Source organism: Flavobacterium sp. CBA20B-1 (assembly GCF_028473145.1).
In the GTDB taxonomy this organism is placed as follows: domain Bacteria; phylum Bacteroidota; class Bacteroidia; order Flavobacteriales; family Flavobacteriaceae; genus Flavobacterium.
In genome coordinates this window covers 311,114-333,187 of the sequence record NZ_CP092370.1, presented here as the reverse complement: position 1 = coordinate 333,187, position 22,074 = coordinate 311,114, and the positions used below count along the sequence as shown (strand labels likewise).

Here is a 22,074-nt window from a genome sequence, read left to right as displayed (position 1 = left end):
AGTACTTTATATATTTTACAAAGCAAGATAATAACTAACAAAGTTATTGACATTATTTTATAGAATTAAAAACTAAGTCTAATACTTTTTTATGTTCACGATCTTGTACTTGATGATTTATAGCTCCTTGGTACCCAAAAGTCATGCCCTGAGGTTTATGCCCTTGAATTTTCATAATGATTAAATCATTTATTAAAAGGTTTCCGGCTATTGTTCTAAATAAATACCTCGGTGCTTTTGTTTTAATATCTGTATCAATACCTAGGTACTGGGTTGCTTTTTTAAATCTTGACTTATTAAGTCTTGCTAAGAAATTATGATAAATCTCGTAATCATCATTAGGATCTGGAATATGGCTAAAAATACGTTCTGATGATTTATCTCCATATTTTTCAATTACATCATTAGCAAAATCACTTAACATAACACTCACTTCTACTGGGCTTACTTTATTTCTGTTTTTAGTACGATGAAAAACCAAACGATTTTTTTTTATGTTGTTCCATTTCAAATTAGCTACATCAATGAAGTCATGACCGCCGATAGCAAATTGAAAAAGAAAAATATCAATATCTCTTTTTATGGTTTCTACCGTGCTAACTCTCGTAATATTTTTTAAAGAAACCTCTTTAAAATCGCTATTGACTAATTTTGATAAATCTTCGATACTGATTTCGTATTCAATTTTTCTTCGTTCAGGAATAAATATTTTATAAAAAGGATTTGTTTTCTTGATATTTAAAGACTCTCTGGATTGCGCTTCTTTGTAAATTGAACTTAAATATGTGAAATATGTTTTTATAGTCTTTGGTTTATTACCTCTTTCGGACATCTTAATTTCTAAATCGATAAGAAACTCTTTTGTTAAATCGTTTATTGCAAAATCCTCCTCTGGTTCAATTAATATTTTAAGAATATTTAAAATAGTAGTATGAGCTTTTACATCTTTATTTAAAAGCTTTCTTTCTTTGATTAATTCCTGGGTAAATTGCAAAAAACCTTTTTTATTTTTGATAGAACTTTTCTTGTATAATTGTTCGAGCTTAAATTCTAACAATTTTATTTCACTTTCAATATCATCTAATGGAATGCCGTTAAGAATAATATCGAACGCTTGGTTTAACCTTAAATTATTTTTGTTACAATAATCTATTTCTTTTTCAAGATCAAGGTATCGTCTTTTTAAAAAACTATCTAGTTTAAGTATTTTGGAATTTTGGTAAACTTTTAAGGGAATATATCTATGGGGGGAATTCTCCTTTTCTAAAGAATCGTATATTCTTATTTTAACTGGAAATCCTTTTTTGGTTTTTCGTCTATCATCAATAATTATTTCGGCACTTATCATAACAATATATAGCGGGTTAAGGTCATTGCAAATTTAAAATTATTTGCAATCAATTTGCACTATTATATTTCTTTTTTAATGCTTTTTTACGTTTTATTATTCGTTTACAAATTCCGTAAGAACTTATATACTATATAAATAAAGTGAAAACCAATTAATTATAACGGATTACAAAAACAGAATACCCTTTGAATTTTCCAAAGGGCATTTTTGTATGTGCTAAATCTAACAATTCTTTATTTTGATTTTCCATTTGATTATAAATGAACACATTGTGGTTTTTTAATTAAAGTGTTACATTAAACACTTGCTCTTAAATTATCTTCAATTAGAGCTCTTGCGAATAGGTATTTATCAGGATGCACTTTTTGCAAAATTGATAATCTGTGTAAATCTTCTTCGTCTAAATCTTCTATTGAATGATAATTTTTTTCTTCTTTTTGATCAATAATAATTTTAGTAAGATCATAAAGAATGATTTCTTTTTCTTCTTCTGATAGCATATTTTTTAATTTAAGGTTCACCTAAATGTACGCATTTTTATAAAACCTTACAATTACATGACCCAGAAATTAGTTCCAGTTAAAATTTATGGTTTTTTTAATATCGGGGTGCAAACTTAAAAAAACTGGGCAGGTCATTGCTGCACGCTCTAAAATAACTCGGTTTTTTTCATCGGAAACTCCTTTCATATTTAAAACCACTATTATTTCACTGATTTTTCTAGGTTCGGCTTGCATTATTTTTGTAACATCGGCTGTGGATCCTTCTATATGAACATTCATAGCATTTGCCTTAATACCCATAATGCTAAACATACACGTTGCCAGTGAATTGGCAACCATATCTGTTGGTGAAAAAGCTTCGCCTTTGCCATGATTATCGGTTGGGGCATCGGTTATAATAACTGTACCCGATTGCAAATGGGTCGATTCGGTGCGTAATGTTCCTTTGTAAACAACTGTACTTGTAGGCATTATTGAGCTTCTTTTAGAGTTAAATCTTCATTGTATTGCAAAATGTAAACTGCATTGTTATAAACACCACCATTTTCATTCACGTATGCAAATTTGTTTTCAACTTGTTGCGATCCGTAATCAAAAATATTAGTATCTTCTTCAGATTCAAACATGCGGGTAATAACATCGTAGGTGACATCGTATCCACGAACGGCAAACCTGCTCGGATTTTTTCCATAAGCAGTTCGATAGGTGTTTATAAACTTGCTTTTCTTGGAATTTTCGGCATCGTTTGTAATTGATGGAAAGGTATATTTTAAAGCAATTAGATCATTAATGGCTACATCTGAAGAATCTAATACCTCTAACTTTTCAAGTGTTACCAACTGAATTATAAACTCTTTTTGCAATGTTTTCAGTGTGTTTAAAAGCTCTACCGTTGTGGTTAACGAATTGGCATCATACAGAATATAATTTGTTTGCTCTTTTGACAGTAAATTTCTTAAAATCGTTGGACTTACTTTTTCATCTGTTAGCACATTTAACGAGGTAATTGTAGGAAAATTCGTAGCAAAATAGTTGGCATTTGTATTCTTTCCGTCGGTAATGGCAATGATTCGCTCTTGTTTAGAAAGCAAATATTCAAGCATTTCTTTTTTTACCATATCGCTGTTTGGCATGGTGTGTACTTGGCGAGGATACGGTTTACCTTTGTCGGTAGAAAGTGGCGAAACCACAATAGTGTGCTGGTTTTTAAAAGCTTCGGAAACAGCATCAACATTTTTTTGAAAAAATGGCCCAATAATTACATCGGTTGCAGCAAAATCGAAATCATCTTTTAAAGTGCTTACATCAAGTGCTCGTTTTGTTTCTTTAGAATCTACAATTCGGATGTTTAAATTATAATTTTTATCTTTTAAATGTTCAATTGCCAGCTTTACACCCGAATAAAAATCTAAAGTCATGTTTAAAAACACGTCTTCTTTAATATTTTGATGTATCGATGGGTTATTAAAATGATGTTTTACTGTATTAAAAGGCAACAACAAAACCAATTCCTTAGTTGAACCATCGTTTGGCAACGTTAAATCGATTCCTTTTTTTGTAGAAAAAACGCTGTTTTCAAAAGGAACTGTATTAGGAATTTTACTATTTGGGATGCTATTATCCGATTCATAACCCACAATTAGTGTGGTTCCTTGTTTTAAACCATTGATAAGTTCGGGATTCCATTTCATTAATTGTTCTTGTGAAACATTGTAGGATTTCACGATACTATAAATGGTCTGCTTGGGTTGAACAACAATGGTTTTAGGATTACGTTTAGTTCCTTCAACTTTTAAAGGTCTATTTTTATACTCATCAATAATCATTGTACCTTTATTATCAATGAAAACAGGAATATTAATCGCCTGCCCTACCTTTAAACCATTTTCTAACAGCCCCGGATTTAATTCATACAAAACCGAAACCGTTGTGTTGTTTTTAACGGCAATTCCGTAAATAGTTTCGCCTTTTTCAACAATTACTGTTGTGCTGGCAACGTTTTTTAACGATGACGCATTGGAATGAACACCACTTAAATTTAAAGATTGCCCAATCTTTAAACCATTTTCCTTTAAACCAGGGTTCAAATCGTATAATTTTTCAATGGCAATATTGTATTGCTTTGAGATGCCATAAATGGTTTCTTTCGGTTGCACAGTATGCTGAACACCCGCTGTGGTTGGTATTTTTAATATTTGATTTTCACTGATGCCATCAACTGCTTCCGGATTCAATAAAAACAAAACATTTTTGGTGGTATTGTATTTTTTTGCAATCTGTGTAACTGTTTCGCCCTTTGCAACAGTGTGTGTTGTAGTAGCTGTTTGTGCATACAAAGTTGTTGCACCAAACAAAACCGATAATGTTAATAATATTCTTTTCATAAAAACAAATATAAAAACAAATAGGCTTTTTTGCACCATCAAATATTTAATAATTTGACTTCTTAATGTGCGATTTATTATTTCATGAAAAGCTCCACGCTAAAATTCTGCTTCGTTTATTGCCCTGCATCATGGGCACTATTTCTATGCGCTTTGCTTTTTGTTGAAGTTGATTTTGTAAGGGTTTCAAATGATTTTCGTTTGATATTAAGCTGCTAAACCAACCCACTTGTGTTTTAAACAGAAAACTTTCTTTAATATAATTCAACACAAAAGATAATTCGCCGCCTTTGCACCACAATTCGTTGTTTTTACCCGAGAAATTATGAATCAGTTTGGGTGTTTTGCGTTTAGCTAATCCTTTTAATTTACGAAGCGTTTGTGCTTCGGCTTCTTCTTTCGATTTAAAAAATGGCGGATTGCACATCACAGCGTCAAAATAATCATTTTTAGTAATGATTCCTGAAAGTATCTTTTTTTGATTAGATTGATGTCTTAATTCGATTTTTGAAGATAAATGCGGATTTTTCTCAATAATTTTCTGAGCAATTTCTATTGATTTTGGCTCGATATCGGTTGCAACAAAATTCCAATGATAAACCGAAGTTCCAATTAACGGATACACCAAACTTGCACCTGTGCCAATATCTAAAATAGATGTTTTTTTAGAATCATCAGCCTTTAATAAATCAGCTACATAATGAATGTAATCTGCCCTACCCGGAATGGGCGGCACCAGATTTTGATTGGGAATATCCCAAAAATTCAAATTATAAAAATGCAGCAGTAAAGCTTTGTTCAAATAATAAACTGCCTTTGGATTAGCAAACAAAATGGTATCAATTCCCTCTCGATTTTTTACAATGAATTGTTTTAATTCGGGAACTTTTACAATCAATTCCTGAAAATTATAAGGCTTGTTGTGAAAACTTCTAGGATGCAATTTATCTTTTGAATGATTCATTTAGAAACTATCTTATATAAAAACAGCCTTAAAGTTAATTTTTAAGGCTGTTGTAATTTATTATTCCCACTCAATTGTTGCTGGTGGTTTAGAGCTTATATCGTATGCAACGCGGTTAATACCTTTTACTTCGTTTATGATTCGGTTTGAAACCAATTCTAAAAATTCGTAAGGTAATTTACTCCAAGTTGCCGTCATAAAATCAATAGTGTTTGCCGAACGCACAACCGCTGTATATTCATACGTACGCTCATCGCCCATTACACCTACCGATTTTACTGGTAACAATACTACGAAAGCTTGCGAAACTTCGTCGTATAAATTATGATTGTAAAGCTCATCGATAAAAATCTGATCAGCTTCTTGCAAAATTCTCACTTTTTCGGCATCAACTTCACCTAAAACACGGATTCCTAATCCTGGTCCTGGAAACGGATGGCGGTAAACCAATTCGCGCGGAATACCTAACTCAACACCCACTTTACGCACTTCGTCTTTAAACAATTCGCGCAAAGGTTCTAACAATTGCAATTTCATGTGTTCTGGCAATCCGCCCACATTGTGGTGAGATTTTATAGTTGCCGATGGTCCTTTTACCGACTGCGATTCAATAACATCAGGATAAATTGTTCCTTGTGCCAAGAATGATGCATCGCCAAATTTTTGAGATTCTTCATCGAAAACAGCCACAAAGTCACGCCCTATTGATTTGCGTTTTGCTTCAGGCTCATCGATTCCTTTTAAATTGGTTAAGAAACGTTCCGAAGCATCAACCATTTTAATGTTCATGTGAAAATGCTTGCCGTAATTTTCCATTACTTTTTTGCCTTCGTCTTTGCGCAACAAACCTGTATCAACAAAAATACACGTTAATTGGTCGCCAATGGCACGATGAATTAAAACAGCTGCAACCGAAGAATCAACTCCGCCCGAAAGCCCTAAAATAACTTTTTTATCGCCAACCACTTCTTTAATTCGTTGAATTTCGGTTTCGATAAAATCTTTTAAAACCCAGTTTTTCTCTGCTTTACAAATATCAAAAACAAAGTTTTCTAACATTTTAGATCCAAATTCAGAATGGGTTACTTCGGGGTGAAACTGCACCGCATAAATACTTTTGGCTTCGTTTGCCAAAGCAGCAATTTCTATATTCGATTTTCCTGAAACAACGAAACCTTCTGGTGCTTTTTCCACTTCATCAAAATGGCTCATCCAAACGGTAGATTTATCAGGAATTCCGTTAAATAATCTATTAGCAGCTAATACGGTTAATTCAGATTTTCCATATTCGCCTTTTACACCTTTCTTCACTTCGCCACCCAAAAGATGCGAGATCAACTGCATTCCATAACAAATTCCCAAAACAGGAACTCCCATTTCAAACAATTCTTTTTCCACTAAAGCAGCCTCACTGCCAAAAACAGACGAAGGACCGCCAGAGAGAATAATTCCTTTGGGATCGTGTTTTTTTATTTCGCTAATAGGTGCATTGTAGGGAATAATTTCAGTGTAAACTCCAAATTCTCGAATTCGGCGGGCAATTAACTGGTTATATTGCGAACCAAAATCTAAAATAATAATACCTTGTGTCATTGTGCTGTTTGTGTTTGTGCAAAAATAACCTAAATCTTGCATTTTTAAAATATATTATGCCTTTTTTACCATTATTTTTTTGTTTTGATAAATAATGGAATTATTTTTGTTAAACTTACAAAAAGATAAAAAATTGTTTTGCTTATGAATTCTTTTAAGAATTTACTTCTTGCTGCGGCTTTTGTACCTGCTTTTTTTTCTTGCACAGAAAAGAAAGAAGAAAAAGTTTTTATTCGGCCGGATTTATTAGACACCATTTTTAGCAGTTCGTTTGAAGGCGTAATTCCTTGTCCGGATTGTCCTGGAATTGAATCATCTGTAAGAATTTATAGCGACAGCACCATTTCGCGAACGGTTTATTACCAAGACCGAAATGAATTGCCGGTTACCAAAGTGGGCACTTGGAAACTAAACGATAGTATTTTTACGGCAACTTTTGACAGAGAAAAATTGTTTTTCAAGATTAAAGATTACAATAAAATTTTGCGTGTGGGTAGCGATTTAAAAGAAGTTACCGGCGAATTTGCAAATGATTACGTGTTGCACAAACGCAAAACCTTTAAGCCTGAAAATATTGAAGGTATTTATTGGGTGGGCGATACATTGAATTTATACAACAAATTGCATATAAAACATTTGAAAAAAGAAAACTATAATTTGGTTTTTTCGCACTACAATAAATTGGATTCGTTGAGTAATTGCAAAACCTCATTTAAAGCTGTTTTAGATAAAAATCTGCAATTAAACAGCAAGTTGAATGATAGTTTGGGCGATTTACGCATTGTTTTCACTCGGAAAGCTGCTCATGTTTTGTTTGAAAATGTTTCAAAAGATTCTTTGCGTTTTAAATGTAACGATACCGTTCGTTTTGTTCCGTATAAAGGTTCTTATAAGAAAAGATAGTTGTTTTTCTGCTAAAAAAACAACTATCTCATTGATAATCATAAAAAAAAGCTGTTCAATCGAACAGCTTTTTTTATTAAAATCTATATCCTACACTAAAGTCGCCTCTAAAAATACCAGACGCATTAGGGTTTTCATCCATAAGGTTTCTACCGTAACCTGCTTTTATTTCGAAAACAAAACCAATAGTGTTTACCCACTTCCAACCTAAAGCAAAACCTGCTGCAACGTCAAAGTAATCATCTTTTCTTTCATAATAATAATAGTTTCCATAAGGATCTATTGTATAATTATTAAAGTAGTTATAAGTTCTACCAGAATAGAAATCTGCAAAACCTTCTACAAACATCCCTTTTGCACCGTATTCTTGACTTTTGTTGAAATAGAATCGGTAGTAAGGTGATATTGAGAAAAGCTGTTCTGTATAAGCTATATCTTGATTGCTTCCAAAGCCAATAAGCATATTTGCACCAAAACTTTGGTTTCTGTCAATAATTCTTTCGTAACCTAAATCGAATGAATTTCCAGTTAACAATCTTATTGTACCTATGCGCAATTCATTTTTTTTGTTGAAAACCATATCCGATGACTCGGGATAAGTGGTCTGTGCGTTTCCAATAATGCCTGCAAGCAGTGAAAACATTAGTGCAACTTTTTTCATAATTTATAGTGTTATTTTTTTAAGAATTAATTATTGCGCTTCCATATCAACCGTAGTTTCTGCAGCGATTTTTTTGTAAGTTCCATCGATTAATTTTCCTCTTATAGCTTCAAAAGCAGCCAATGTTTGGTCGATATCTTCGTAGGTATGTGACGCGGTTGGAATTACACGCAATAAGATGATTCCTTTTGGAATAACCGGATATACCACAATTGATAAAAAGATGCCATAATTTTCGCGTAAATCGTTTACCATAATCATTGCTTCAGGTATCGATCCTTCTAAATAAACAGGTGTTACGCAGGTGTTGGTATCACCGATATTGAAACCGCGGTCTTTTAAACCATTTTGTAGGCGGTTTACGTTGTCCCACAATGTATCTTTTAAGCTAGGGTTTTCTCTCAACAACTGTAAGCGTTTCAATGCACCTTTAACCAAAATCATTGGTAGTGCTTTGGCAAACATTTGCGAACGTAAATTGTATTTTAAATAATCGATAATATCTTGATCGGCAGCAATAAATGCACCAATTGAAGCCATAGATTTTGCAAAAGTAGAGAAATACACATCAATACCGTCTTGACAATTTTGCTCCTCTCCTGCTCCTGCTCCTGTTTTTCCTAAAGTTCCAAAACCGTGTGCATCATCAACCAACAAACGGAAATTGTATTTTTCTTTTAAAGCAACAATTTCTTTTAGTTTTCCTTGCTGACCACGCATACCAAAAACACCTTCGGTAATCACCAAAATACCTCCGTTTTGTTCGGCAGCCATTTTAGTAGCACGTTGTAAGTTTTTTTCTAAAGACTCCACATCGTTGTGTTTGTAAGTGAAACGTTTACCCATGTGCAAACGTACACCATCGATAATACACGCATGTGAATCAACATCATAAACAATTACATCGTTTTTAGTAACCAATGCATCGATAGTAGATACCATTCCTTGGTATCCAAAATTTAATAAATAAGCGGCTTCTTTATGTACAAAAGCGGCTAATTCATCTTGTAATTTTTCGTGCCAATCTGTATGCCCAGACATCATGCGAGCTCCCATTGGGTATGCTGCGCCAAATTCTGCTGCTGCATCGGCATCAGCTTTCATAACTTCAGGGTGCGTAGCCAAACCTAAATAGTCGTTTATAGACCAGTTTAACACTTCTTTCCCTTGAAACTGCATTCTTGGTCCTAACTTTCCTTCTAATTTAGGAAATACAAAATAACCTTCTGCTTGTGAGGCCCATTTTCCTAATGGACCTTTATTATCGTGAATTCTTTCAAATAAATCTTTAACCATTTTTATTTGTTTTTTTAACCGTGCAAATGTAGTGATTTTTTTAATGTAAAATATTTTATTTATTAACGTTTTGAAAATGATTGCTTTAACACTACTTAAATTTTAAATAGTGAATGATTGTAATTGCCACCACTGCATAACTGTATAATAAAATAAATAAAATGATACATGCTGTTTTACGTTCTTTAGTTGATGCGCTTCGTATGTGCTTTTTGAGTTTTCTATAATTAAAAATTGTATAAATTGAGAGCGTAATGGCTAATAAATATGCAAGCAGCAACGCAATTTGAAATCCAATAGAATGCCTTAATGCAAAGGCGTCGTTGCCTTTAAACATTTTCATTTTATCTTTCAGCGGATGCTGGTACAAGTTGACCGCTTTTTTATCGATAAGTTTATTTAAACTTCTTTCGTGGATATATTCTAATTCTTTTTCAATAATCTGCTTACTAAAAAAAGGTTCTACCCCCACTATGGCATAGTGTTTAATTTTTTCATTTTTGATTTGTTCAGCACCCTTTTCATCTACATAGTGAATTGCAACTGGTGTATAAATCATTTCTAGGAAATTAAGCGGCGTGGATACCTTTCTGGTTTCTTCTTTATGAATAGACACCACTTCTAGTTTGTTCCACTTTGGATGCGAAATTTTAAATTCTAACGACCTGAAATAAGGTGAAAAGGTGTAGCAAATGGCAGCAATTACTGTAAAAGTGCAAAATAAATTCACGAATTGTTTGTCGGATCTTTTTCGTGTACCAAAAAAAGCGCGGTCTATAATTACAATTATAAAACTGATTACAAAACCGTAAATAAACAGGCGCACACTGTTTAACAATACCCATGTTAAAAACAGCAACCAAAGAATAACTTTAAACGGATTGTATTTCATTGTTGAATTATAATTTATCAAATATAAAAAAAAGCAGACAGAAATAATAAACCCTCAAAAAGTTTAACTTCATGAGGGTTTTCAATTTTTTATGCATTATAAACCTTTAATGCTTCTTTAATGATATCGGCAGATTTAATTAAGTCTTCTTTATTGAGAACATAAGCCAATCGCACTTCGTTTAAACCAACACCAGGTGTTGAATAAAAACCTGCAGCTGGTGCAACCATAACAGTTTCGCCGTTTAAATCATACGATTCTAATAGCCATTTTGCAAAATCTTCTGCATTTGCAACTGGCAATTTTGCGATACAATAAAAAGCACCTTTTGGCATGGAAACCTGAACGCCATCAATAGCATTTAGTGCGTTTACCAAGGTATCTCTTCTGTCTTTATATTCTGTAATTACGTTATCAAAATACGATTGCGGCGTATCTAAAGCTGCTTCTGAAGCAATTTGGGCATAAGTTGGGGGCGATAAACGTGCTTGTGCAAATTTCATAGCCGTTGCCATTAATTCTTTATTTTTTGAAACAATGCAACCAATACGGGCACCGCACATGCTGAAACGTTTTGATACAGAATCAATCATGATAGCGTTTTGAGCAATACTTTCTTCGTTCATTACAGAAAAATGCTCGAATCCATCATAAGCAAACTCGCGATAAACTTCATCGGCAATTAAAAACAAATCGTGTTTTTTAACCAATGCTGCCAATTGCTGAATTTCCTCTTTGCTGTACATATATCCCGTAGGATTACCTGGATTACAAATTAATATTGCTTTGGTTTTTGAAGTGATTAGTTTTTCAAAATCGGCAATTGGTGGCAATGCAAAACCTGTTTCAATGCCCGACATTACTGGAACTACTTTCACACCGTTTTGCGTTGAAAATCCATTATAATTTGCATAGAAAGGTTCCGGAATAATGATTTCGTCTCCTTCGTCCATTGTAGATCCCATTGCAAAAATCAATGCTTCTGAACCTCCCGTGGTAATAATGATGTCTTCTTTATTAATAGGCAGTCCTTGCTTTTGATAATAGGCAGCCAACTTTTCTCTATATGAATCAAAACCTGCAGAATGACTATATTCTAGCACAGAGATATCGACATTTTTAACAGCGTTTAAGGCAACCTCTGGCGTTTTAATATCGGGTTGACCAATGTTTAAGTGATACACTTTATTTCCTTTTTTCTTTGCTGTTTCGGCAAAAGGAACCAATTTTCTTATTGGTGATTCTGGCATTTGCAAGCCTTTATGTGAAATTCTAGGCATGATGTTTAGTTTATTTGATTTGCAAATTTAGTTTTTTATATCAAACAAAACACCTCTTTTTTTATTTGTTTAAATTTAGTTAAAATAAAGGCTAACCTATATAATTTAAGTATTTTTGTGAAATTTCAAAGTACACAACAACATACTATGAGCAAAATTATCTCCTTTTTGTCATCTACCCGGTTAATGGCCGTTCTTTTCCTTGTTTTTGCAGCTGTAATGGGAATTGCAACTTTTATAGAAAATGAATACAATACAGACACTGCCCGCATTTTGGTTTACAACACCAAATGGTTTGAAGCCATTATGCTAATTTTTGTTTTTAACTTTATTGGAAATATTAAAAGATACAATTTGTTCAGCAAGGCTAAATGGGACACTTTAATTCTGCATTTGTCTTTTATTTTAATCTTAATCGGAGCTTTTGTAACTCGTTATATTAGCTTTGAAGGAATGATGCCGATTCGAGAGGGCGAAACAGAAAATCAATTTTATTCCGACAAAACTTTTGTATCTATTTGGGTTGATGGTGATTATCAAGGTGAACCTAAACGTAAGAAAATTGAGCAGCAACGCTATTTCTCGGCAGCACTTAATCAAGACAATTTCATTAGCAATTTTGCTTCAAATGATTTTAAAATCAAGGATAAATTTGATCAAACACCTTTTGAAGTAGAATTCAAAAACTTTATAATGGGTGCCGAAGAAACAATTGTAGCAGATAAAAACGGAAAAAGTTTTCTGAAATTAGTAGAATCCAGCCATGGAGAACGCCATGAACATTTTATTGAAGAAGGAACCCAACAAGATATCCATGGTATGCTGTACACCTACAACAAAAAGGTAGAAGGCGCCGTAAATTTCTTTACAAACGAAAGCGGTGAAATGCAAATAAACACGCCATTTTCTGGTTCATACCGTATCATGGCCACACAAGCTACTGGCGAAGTTACTGCAAACACTACCGCTCCGTTAAACTATCGTTCCCTATATGAATTGGGTGGTTTGGTACAGTTTGTAATGGATCGGCCAATAATTGGAAAGCGTGTTTTGAAATCGAACGGAGATTATAAGGCAAAAGGCACAATCGATGCTTTGGTTTTAAACGTGCGTTCACAAGGACAAGAAAAAGAGGTTACTTTAATGGGATCGAAAGGACAAATGGGCGTTCCGCAATCTTTTAAATTAGGTGATTTAGAATTCACTTTATTTTATGGATCAAAAGTTTACACCACTCCTTTTCAAGTAAAACTAAACGATTTTATTGCTGAAAAATATCCAGGAACCGAAAAGAATTATTCTTCGTTTGAAAGTCAAGTAACGATTATCGATCCAGAAAAAACATTTGATTACCGCATTTATATGAACCATGTTTTAGACCACAAAGGCTATCGTTTCTTTCAAGCTTCGTATCAACCTGATGAAAAAGGAACAATTCTTTCTGTAAACCACGATTTTTGGGGAACTTGGATTACTTATATTGGCTACACGTTGTTATATATTGCCATGTTGTGTATTTTATTCAACAAAAACACCCGTTTTAACGACCTAAAAAAGAAATTAGACAAAGTTCGCAGTAAAAAAGCTGCACTAACCATTTTATTGCTCTTTTTTGGATTTATTGCAAACGCACAACACGCACACAATAAACCTACTGCAAAACAGATTGATTCGTTATTGGTTAAAACAACCGTTTCACAAGAACATGCCGATTTGTTTGGAACTATTATCATTCAGGATGCAGGCGGACGTATGAAACCCATTAACACCTTTTCATCTGAATTGCTCCGAAAAGTAAGCAAAAGCGATCATTTCCGAGGTATGGATTCTGATCAAGTAATGCTTTCTATCACCCAATTTCCGCAGTTGTGGTACCATGTACCCATTATTAATCTTAAAAAAGGAAACGATAGTATCCGCTCTGTTATTGGAATTCCTGCCGATGCAAAATTTGCAACATTAGCCGATTTTTTTGACGACAAAGGAAACTATAAATTAGATAAATATTTAGATGAAGCCCAAAGAGCCGCTGTAAAAGATCAGTTTCAAAAAGATTACATCAATGCCAATGAAAAAGTAAATCTTTTATATTCGGCAATTAGCGGACAAATCATGAAAATATTTCCAATTCCCGGACACGAAAACAACAAATGGGTTTCGTATTTAGAATTGAATGAATCGGGCATGAAAGGTATGGATTCTATCTATTCAAAAAACATCTTGCCCATGTACACCACCACGCTTTTAAAATCAATCGAAACAAAAGACTTTAAACCGTCAGATGAGCTTTTAACATCCATAATAAACTTCCAAAAAAAATACGGCAGCGAAGTGATGCCAAGCGAACAAAAAATTAAAACCGAAATTTTATATAATAAATACGACATCTTTAAAAAGTTGTTCTCTTATTATATGTATGTTTCAGCGTTAATGTTCATTATCTTAATCGTTCGTATCTTTAAAGAAAATATAATCTTAGCCGTTTTAACAAAAATATGTACCATTTTAATTATAGGGTTATTTGCATTACACACCTTTGGCTTAATTGCCCGTTGGTATGTTTCAGGACATGCACCATGGTCTGATGCTTATGAATCGATGATTTTTGTGGGATGGGCTACGGTTTTATTTGGATTGCTCTTTGGACGAAAATCCGAATTAACCATTGCTTCCACTGCCTTTGTTGCCAGCATGATTTTAATGATTGCACATTGGAATTGGATGGATCCTGCAATTGGAAACCTTCAACCAGTGCTTGATTCTTATTGGTTAATGATTCACGTTGCCGTAATTGTTGGTAGTTATGGACCTTTTACGTTAGGAATGATTTTAGGCGTTGTAGCATTGCTTTTAATGGTTTTCACCACGAAAAACAATAAAGCCAAAATGGAATTAAACCTAAAAGAAATCACTTATATCAATGAAATGGCATTAACAGTTGGTTTGGTGATGCTAACAATAGGAAACTTTTTAGGCGGACAATGGGCAAATGAAAGTTGGGGACGCTATTGGGGCTGGGATCCTAAAGAAACATGGGCATTAATATCAATTATGGTTTATGCTTTTGTGATTCACATGCGCTTTGTTCCAGCATTGCGCGGTTTATGGATTTACAACCTTATATCTGTTTTAGCGTTTTACAGTATTTTAATGACCTATTTTGGAGTAAATTTCTACTTATCAGGCTTGCACTCTTATGCAAAAGGCGATCAAGTAGTAACACCATCATTTATATGGATTTCGGTAGGATCGGTAGTTTTACTTGGTTCACTAGCCTTTTACAAATACAGAAAATACTATAAAAAATAAACATAAAAAGCTTTCCTTTGGAAGGCTTTTTTTGTAAATTTATAAACCTAAATATCCTTAAAACAATGAAAATTTTAGTATGTGCAGCCGCTTTTTTAGCATTGAGTTGCAACGATAAACAAAAACCAACCCCTAATCCTGAACAAGTTATGGAACAACAAAAAAGTGTAGAACCAATCTATCAATTTAAAGTTAAAGATATCACTGGCAGCGATTTTAACCTGTCCGATTTAAAAGGAAAAAAAGTGCTTATTGTAAACACAGCATCTAAATGCGGATTGACCCCACAGTTTGAACAATTAGAAGCCTTGTATCAAAAATATAAAGATCAAAACTTTGTAATTATTGGTTTTCCAACGAACGATTTTATGAGTCAAGATCCGGGGACTAATGAAAAAATTGCAGAATTTTGTAAGTTGAATTACGGAGTTACTTTTCCAATGATGAGTAAAATTGTAGTAAAAGGCGACAACAAAGAACCTTTGTTTGAATATCTTACCACCAAAGCACAGAATGGTTTAGATGATTATGAGGTGGAATGGAATTTTCAAAAGTTTTTGATTAATGAAGATGGTAAACTAGCAAAAGTGATTAGTCCGCGTACATTGCCAAACGATCAAGAAATAATCAATTGGATTGAAGGAAAATAAGCTTATTCAAGCAAAAAATTTCAGGATAGTTTGTATCTTTGATTAATTAATTTTTAGAAATGAATTATCCTGAAATACCTTTGGCTCAGAGCATTTTGCAACTTTTTAAGGCAAAGGAAATCAAACATATTATTATATCACCAGGTTCTAGAAACGCACCGCTCACAATTGGGTTTACAAACGATTCTTTTTTCACCTGCTACAGCATTGTAGATGAACGCTGTGCTGCTTTTTTTGCTTTGGGAATTGCTCAGCAAACCCTTCAACCTGCTGCCGTTTTGTGTACATCGGGTTCGGCTTTGCTCAATTATTACCCAGCAGTTGCCGAAGCTTTTTACAGTCAAATTCCTTTGATTGTTGTTTCCGCAGACCGTCCTACTTCAAAAATCGATATTGGCGACGGACAAACCATTCGCCAACGAAATGTTTTTGAAAATCATTCGCTGTTTAATGCCAATTTATCAGACGTAGCTTCCGTGGCAAACGATGAATTGATTCAAAATGCCATAGCTGCTGCTAAAAATAAAAAAGGTCCGGTGCATATCAATGTTCCTTTTGAAGAACCACTTTATAATTTGATACATGCACCAACTTACCAAGCAAGGGTTATTGATATACCGCAAGCTGTGGTAGATTCATCTGATTTCAAAAAAGTTTTTTCAACCATAGAAAATGCAAATAAAATAGTTGTATTAATTGGAGCTCAAAATCCAAACGCAATTTCAAAAGAACATATTGATTACTTAGCCAATTTACCCAATGTATTGCTTTTAACCGAAAGCAATTCCAATGTGCATCATGCGCGTGTTGTGGCCAATATTGATACTTTGATAACTACTTTTTCTGAAGAACAAATTCAGGATTTCCAACCCGATGTTTTACTAACTTTTGGAGGAATGATTGTATCAAAACGAATAAAAGCGTTGTTCAGAAAATATCCACTTGCTTTTCATTGGCATATCGATGAATTAAGAGCTTATGACACTTTTGGTGTTTTAACCGATCATTTGGTAAGTGCTCCCAACGATTTTATTGATCAAATGAAGCAGAAAATTAGTGCAAAAAGTTCTTCGTATGCAGACTTCTTCCTAGAAACAATGCAAAGAAGAAGAGAAAAGCACAACGAATATGTGGCATCTATTCCTTTTTCCGATTTAAAATCGTTTGGTATTATTTGGAACCATTTACCGCAAAATATACAACTGCAAATAAGCAACAGCGCTGTGATAAGGTATGCTCAATTATTTGAAACACACCAAAGTATAGATGTGTATTGCAACCGCGGCACGAGTGGTATTGATGGATCCACATCAACCGCAATTGGGGCAGCAGTTGCCGCACAGCAACCCGTTGTTTTTTTAACGGGTGATATCAGCTTTTTTTACGACAGCAATGCATTATGGAACAATTATATTCCAAAAAATTTTAAAATCATCATCATAAATAATAGCGGTGGTGGCATTTTTAGAATTTTGCCTGGTCATCAAGAAAACAACACTTTTAATACATTTTTCGAAACAGAACATCATTTAACAGCCGAACATTTATCAAAAATGTATCAATTTGATTATCTTACGGCAAAAAATGAAGAAGAATTAAATATGGCATTGAAATTGCTATTCGCTAACGATTCGCATCCACAAATTTTAGAAATTTTTACACCTTCTAAGATTAATCGTGATTTGTTGCGAAATTATTTCACAAGTATCTCTTAAATAAAAATTTAGTATGAAAAAAATGATCATTCCAATCGCAGTTGTTTCATTTATGTTGGCAAACTGCTCGGGCTTACAACAAGTTGCTAATCAACTTCCGCAAATCTTAGAAAATGGTTCGCTAGGACAAACCCAAATTGCTGCTGGTTTAAAAGAAGCTTTACAGCAAGGTATAGACAAACAAGTGGTAAACCTTACCAAAACCGATGGTTTTTATAACAATTCATTGGTGCGTATTGGTTTGCCCAGTGAGTTACAAAAAGTAGAAAAAACCTTGCGTGATGTGGGCTTGGGCAGCCTTGCAGATGAAGGAATTAAATCGTTGAACAAAGCAGCAAGCAACGCCGTTAAAGAAGCAACACCCATTTTTGTAGATGCCATTACCAGCATGACTATTTCTGATGCTACAAGTATTTTAATGGGCAACCGAAATGCAGCTACTCAATATTTGCAAAAAACTACCAAAACATCGCTTTACAACAAATTTAATCCTGTAATTAAATCTTCGTTTACCAAAGTTGGTGCAGATAAAGTATGGAGCAATATCATTACAAAATACAACGCACTACCAATGGTGAAAAAAGTAAATCCCGATTTAACCGATTATGTTACCCAACAAGCATTAAACGGCGTTTACACCATGATTGAAAAAGAAGAAGCAAACATTAGAACAAATGTTTCCGCACGTTCCACAAACCTTCTGAAATCTGTTTTTGCCATGCAAGACAAGAAATAATGAAAAGGTCAGTTTAAAGCTGACCTTTTTTTATTTAATTTTAGCACCGGTATAGTAAAATGCCAAAATTGAATAGAGAAAAAACACGTACTGGAAAATAATAAAACATGACACAGCTTCAGATTATAGAAATTATTAAGCAAACCTTGCCCCAATTTGATGTAAATAATGAAGGTGATTTAATAAAAGCTGAAAAAATTTTAAAAGCCTATCAAAAGACCGATGCCGCACTAAGCCACAACGAGATTGAAGCATTTCTTGATTTCTATAAAAACAATGGAAATAAGTATGAGGAACTGTTACAAGAAAAAAACATACACAAACTTCTTGCAGATCCAGCGCATCAAATAGTTTTAGCCGATTGCGTCTTTTTTGCTAAATTTAAAGATTTATATGAAGAGTTTGCGGTTGATTTTGCAGAACCTGTTGCTGATTATATCCAATGGAATGTAAAAAATAATTGTTGGGCAAATCTTAAAAATTTCTATAACAATTACCACCAAATCATCAGTTTTGAAAACAGAGATTTGTTAATTGAAAGTATAACCTCAAAAAACAACCTGATTAGAACTGTTATTCCTTATCCTGAACATTATCAGTTGTTGCTGAACGAATATAAATTTAGTGTGGATAGAAATTTTTTTGCCATACAATCTGATATTGATGCTGCCTATTTCAACAGTGAAATTTTAGATATAAATAACGATATTGCTGATTATCAATCAGAACATATTTCATCCAAACCGTATCTGGGAAGAATTTTAATTGCTTTAGGGGCTTTTGATGCTTATACCGATGACCTGAAAAAGATTTTAGCAGATAACGCAAAAATTGGAATGAGTTGGGCAAGCAAAAAAATAACAAAACCCAAAAAGAAAAAAGTTATAGTTGAAAAAGACTATGGCAAAACTGCCGAGTGGATTTTGTTAGTAATTTTTTATCTGGTGCTTTGTATAATTGGTTATTTAATCTACACGAAATTTAATAGTGCTTTTTGGATTTTGCTGGTGTTTGAAACGCTGCTGTTCGCTATTTTGAATAAAAAACTAAATGGGCATTACAAAGAAACATCACAAGTAACAAACGACTCCTCGTTTCGCAGAAAACTAAAAAAATTCAGTTTCAAATTGCTAATTCTTCAGGTGTATGCGTTAGCAGTTGCAGCAATTTTGGCGTTAGGTGCGGCATTGGTTGGAATAGTCTTTTTATCTGGAGGTGTTGGTATTGGTGGATTTTTAGTTATTTTCTGGATTATTAGAGCAACCATCAAAAAGAACTAGCCATATTAAAAACTAAAACCCTCAACGCGAGGGTTTTTAGTTGATTTATTTTAAACCTAAACTTCCATTGGTATCTTCGTATCGATCTTTGGGTTTCACTTTTAGCAAGTCGTACAACTCATGGATGATAAATTTCACTTCTTTAAAATTATTGTTTTCCATTGCTTTATCACCCGAAGCGATTAATTTGCTTGCTTTTTTGGCATCTTTATAATCATCTAAATCGCGGTATTTGTAATAATAATACAGGTTGCCATACGATTCTTCTTTTTGATAATAAATATCGGAACACAATTGATCCAACTCTTTCGTTTTACGTTTAATAAGCGCTTTTTCGTTCGATTCAAGAAAAACTTTTTCGCTTTTAATGATTTTTTGAAATTGTTCTTTTTGACGAGGAGTTGCTTCATCCAATCTACTTTCCGCTTCGGCTTTTGTATTTTTGTACAGATCAATCTCATAAATCACATCTCGAAAACGCACGATTTGATCGTATGCTTGCAAAGCACGTCTTTTGCGTTCATCCAGCTGAAAAATGCGTTCCGATTGGTCGTCTTCATCCACCTCAACCAAATCAAATTTTATATTGAAAAGTTCGTCTTTTATCTTTTTAAATTTCACTAAAACCGCAATATCTTCCGGATCTGCATTATCAATATCATCCACATAGCTCAATTCGGTTTCAATAGCATCAAGAACCTTATCAATATCTTCATCAAATTTCTTTCTATTGATATTTTTGGTGTGTGGATTAAAAATTTCTTTCTTTTCAAAATCAATCGAACTGATATAAACCGCCACCGAAAGATCGCGCGATTCACTCATACTGAATTTCAGTTCAATATCCATTCCTTTCAAAAGATTCATCGGAAAATCTTTGGAATTGATTTCAATATAACCAATACTCATATTGCTTGCTGGCAATGTGGCACTTTTTCCTTCTAAAATATTGATGATTAATTTATCGTTTGCCTCTACACTAAAATTTTTCGATGTGGTTTTATAAACGGTTTTTGTAAGCGGCAGAATATCATTTTTCTTGAAAATTCGCTCTAAATAAGTGTCGCCAAACTGATCATCGACTTCTAAACAAATGTCATTGGGCAAAGGTTGACCCGATATGTTATAAATTCCGTGATTAATAGCTACATTATTTTCTTCATAAACTAATTCCTGATTTTGATTGAAAACCGAAACCGTAAATTGATTTTTTTGTTTAGGAAGAATTTTTACAAATTCAGAAAATTTGTTTTTAAAAGTCATTAAACCGGTATCAAATCCTCCATCTTTCCTAATGATTCGATAAAATCCATCAAAATCACTCAAAACTTGACCCACCAAAAGTTCTTCACTGTCTTGGGTGTTTACTTCATAAATCAATTTAAAATCGATTGATTTTTTTGGTCGATTTTCCGTGTTTTCAGTCACAGAATTGTTTATGGTTACAAGCTCGGGGTCTGTTTCTTTGGTACCGGCAAAATACGCTGCGCCAGCCATTACAGCAGTTGTAGGGTCAATAGAATGATCTACCATAATGCCAAAAACCTCCTGCAAATGTTGTCGTATGTAAGGAATATATGTGGTGCCGCCCACCAAAATAATGCGTTCTATTTCGTTGGTACTTTTTTGATTGTCTTCTAAAAGTTTTTGTATCAATACAATGGTTTCGTCAACTTTCGGAGCAATTACCTCATTAAATTGCGTTCTAGAAATTTCAAAATCAATGTAATGGTCGCCGTCGTTCCATTCAAGTTCGGTATGAATTATTTCCTTCACAGACAATTCTTTTTTCACCTCTTCTGCCTTGTACAGCAATTCGTAATACAATTTTGCATAGAAGTTATTTTCTTTGGTTATTAATTTTTTGAATAAATGTTGTTCTTGCAAAATTTGTTCAATCTTGGGAACAAACAAATGTTCAATCACCAAATGGTCTAGATCTACACCTCCCAGGAAATTATTGCCTTCATGGTCGGTTATTTTTAGTTCGCGTTCGTTAATTTTCACCAAAGCTACATCAAAAGTACCGCCACCAAAATCATATACCAACCAATTTTTTTCTTGCGTTTGATCTTGTTCTTGCGAATTGGCATAAGCCAAACAAGCGGCAATGGGTTCTTGCAACAAAACCACTTGTTGAAAACCGGCCAATAATCCGGCTTTTTTTGTAGCATTTGATTGTACCGTATCGAAAGAAGCCGGAATGGTAATCACAATAGCTTGCGGTTTTTCATCGGGCAAAAAACTTTGCAGCTCTTTAAGAATCATTGCCGATAATTCCACCGGGCTTTTTTGCTCTTGTGTATCGGCTATCTGATATAAATGTTCGGTACCCATTTTCCGTTTGAAAGACGAAAACACATCTAAATGAGCCGTTTTTAGAAGCTCTCGGGCTTTGTCGCCAATAAATATTCTGCCTTTCTTGTAAGCAACAATAGAAGGTAGTGTATCGCTAAAGCCCACGGGATTTTTGTAAATAGTAACTTTACCGTTTGTGAATTGAGCAATACCCGAATTGGTTGTTCCTAAATCTATTCCGAAATTAATTGTTCCCATA

Annotated in this window: 18 protein-coding genes; 6 read left to right on the top strand and 12 right to left on the bottom strand. The window is 33.7% G+C overall.

The window, feature by feature from the left end; genetic code table 11:
- Window positions 1-52: 52 nt before the first annotated feature.
- From MG290_RS01600 to guaA, 7 genes are all read right to left on the bottom strand, one after another.
- Window positions 53-1,348, bottom strand: coding sequence for a tyrosine-type recombinase/integrase (locus MG290_RS01600; protein ID WP_264562175.1), 1,296 nt, complete (start codon window positions 1,346-1,348; stop codon window positions 53-55).
- Window positions 1,349-1,502: 154 nt separating this feature from the next.
- The gene (locus MG290_RS14840) at window positions 1,503-1,601 is read right to left on the bottom strand and encodes a putative quorum-sensing-regulated virulence factor (RefSeq protein ID WP_413614613.1); all 99 of its coding nucleotides are present in this window, start codon (window positions 1,599-1,601) and stop codon (window positions 1,503-1,505) included.
- Between the two features lie 46 nt (window positions 1,602-1,647).
- Complete coding sequence (locus MG290_RS01595) at window positions 1,648-1,851, bottom strand: hypothetical protein (protein WP_264562174.1); 204 nt, start codon at window positions 1,849-1,851, stop codon at window positions 1,648-1,650.
- 69 nt (window positions 1,852-1,920) lie between these two features.
- Window positions 1,921-2,325, bottom strand: a complete 405-nt coding sequence (locus MG290_RS01590; protein ID WP_264562173.1) for an OsmC family protein — start codon at window positions 2,323-2,325, stop codon at window positions 1,921-1,923.
- A complete protein-coding gene (locus MG290_RS01585; RefSeq protein WP_264562172.1) occupies window positions 2,325-4,238 on the bottom strand; it encodes a LysM peptidoglycan-binding domain-containing protein in 1,914 nt (637 codons plus the stop codon). Before MG290_RS01585 ends, MG290_RS01590 begins: the two co-directional genes overlap by 1 nt.
- An 82-nt stretch (window positions 4,239-4,320) precedes the next feature.
- A complete protein-coding gene (rlmF, locus tag MG290_RS01580) occupies window positions 4,321-5,202 on the bottom strand; it encodes a 23S rRNA (adenine(1618)-N(6))-methyltransferase RlmF (protein WP_264562171.1) in 882 nt (293 codons plus the stop codon).
- Between the two features lie 60 nt (window positions 5,203-5,262).
- A complete protein-coding gene (gene guaA, locus MG290_RS01575; protein WP_264562170.1) occupies window positions 5,263-6,795 on the bottom strand; it encodes a glutamine-hydrolyzing GMP synthase in 1,533 nt (510 codons plus the stop codon).
- 144 nt (window positions 6,796-6,939) lie between these two features.
- Between guaA and MG290_RS01570 the strand changes: the two genes are divergently transcribed.
- Window positions 6,940-7,698 carry a copper resistance protein NlpE gene (locus MG290_RS01570; protein ID WP_264562169.1) on the top strand — a complete coding sequence of 253 codons (759 nt, stop codon included), beginning with the start codon at window positions 6,940-6,942 and terminating at the stop codon, window positions 7,696-7,698.
- A 76-nt stretch (window positions 7,699-7,774) separates the two neighbouring features.
- On the opposite strand, the gene MG290_RS01565 is transcribed toward MG290_RS01570, so the two are convergent.
- The 4 genes from MG290_RS01565 to MG290_RS01550 form a co-directional block, all read right to left on the bottom strand.
- Complete coding sequence (locus tag MG290_RS01565; RefSeq protein WP_264562168.1) at window positions 7,775-8,359, bottom strand: hypothetical protein; 585 nt, start codon at window positions 8,357-8,359, stop codon at window positions 7,775-7,777.
- A 30-nt stretch (window positions 8,360-8,389) separates the two neighbouring features.
- Window positions 8,390-9,655 carry an aminotransferase class I/II-fold pyridoxal phosphate-dependent enzyme gene (locus MG290_RS01560; RefSeq protein WP_257498828.1) on the bottom strand — a complete coding sequence of 422 codons (1,266 nt, stop codon included), beginning with the start codon at window positions 9,653-9,655 and terminating at the stop codon, window positions 8,390-8,392.
- A 91-nt stretch (window positions 9,656-9,746) separates the two neighbouring features.
- Window positions 9,747-10,547, bottom strand: coding sequence for a hypothetical protein (locus MG290_RS01555; RefSeq protein WP_264562167.1), 801 nt, complete (start codon window positions 10,545-10,547; stop codon window positions 9,747-9,749).
- 89 nt (window positions 10,548-10,636) lie between these two features.
- Window positions 10,637-11,827, bottom strand: coding sequence for a pyridoxal phosphate-dependent aminotransferase (locus MG290_RS01550; RefSeq protein ID WP_264562166.1), 1,191 nt, complete (start codon window positions 11,825-11,827; stop codon window positions 10,637-10,639).
- A 147-nt stretch (window positions 11,828-11,974) separates the two neighbouring features.
- Here MG290_RS01550 and ccsA point away from each other — a divergent pair, with 147 nt between their 5' ends.
- The 5 genes from ccsA to MG290_RS01525 all read left to right on the top strand — a co-directional run bounded on the left by ccsA (window position 11,975) and on the right by MG290_RS01525 (window position 19,517).
- Window positions 11,975-15,136, top strand: a complete 3,162-nt coding sequence (gene ccsA, locus MG290_RS01545; protein WP_264562165.1) for a cytochrome c biogenesis protein CcsA — start codon at window positions 11,975-11,977, stop codon at window positions 15,134-15,136.
- 149 nt (window positions 15,137-15,285) lie between these two features.
- Window positions 15,286-15,786: a glutathione peroxidase gene (locus MG290_RS01540; RefSeq protein WP_264563168.1), complete on the top strand. Its 501-nt coding sequence runs from the start codon at window positions 15,286-15,288 to the stop codon at window positions 15,784-15,786.
- A gap of 59 nt (window positions 15,787-15,845) precedes the next feature.
- Entirely contained in the window at window positions 15,846-17,501 is a 1,656-nt protein-coding gene (gene menD, locus MG290_RS01535) for a 2-succinyl-5-enolpyruvyl-6-hydroxy-3-cyclohexene-1-carboxylic-acid synthase (RefSeq protein WP_264562164.1), read from the top strand.
- A gap of 13 nt (window positions 17,502-17,514) precedes the next feature.
- Window positions 17,515-18,237 (top strand): DUF4197 domain-containing protein, encoded by a 723-nt coding sequence (locus tag MG290_RS01530; protein ID WP_264562163.1) that lies wholly within the window; start codon window positions 17,515-17,517, stop codon window positions 18,235-18,237.
- Window positions 18,238-18,344: 107 nt separating this feature from the next.
- Window positions 18,345-19,517: a hypothetical protein gene (locus tag MG290_RS01525; RefSeq protein WP_264562162.1), complete on the top strand. Its 1,173-nt coding sequence runs from the start codon at window positions 18,345-18,347 to the stop codon at window positions 19,515-19,517.
- 45 nt (window positions 19,518-19,562) lie between these two features.
- Here the strand turns inward: MG290_RS01525 and MG290_RS01520 are convergent, their stop codons facing one another.
- Window positions 19,563-22,073 carry an Hsp70 family protein gene (locus MG290_RS01520; RefSeq protein WP_264562161.1) on the bottom strand — a complete coding sequence of 837 codons (2,511 nt, stop codon included), beginning with the start codon at window positions 22,071-22,073 and terminating at the stop codon, window positions 19,563-19,565.
- Between the last annotated feature and the right edge of the window lies 1 nt (window position 22,074).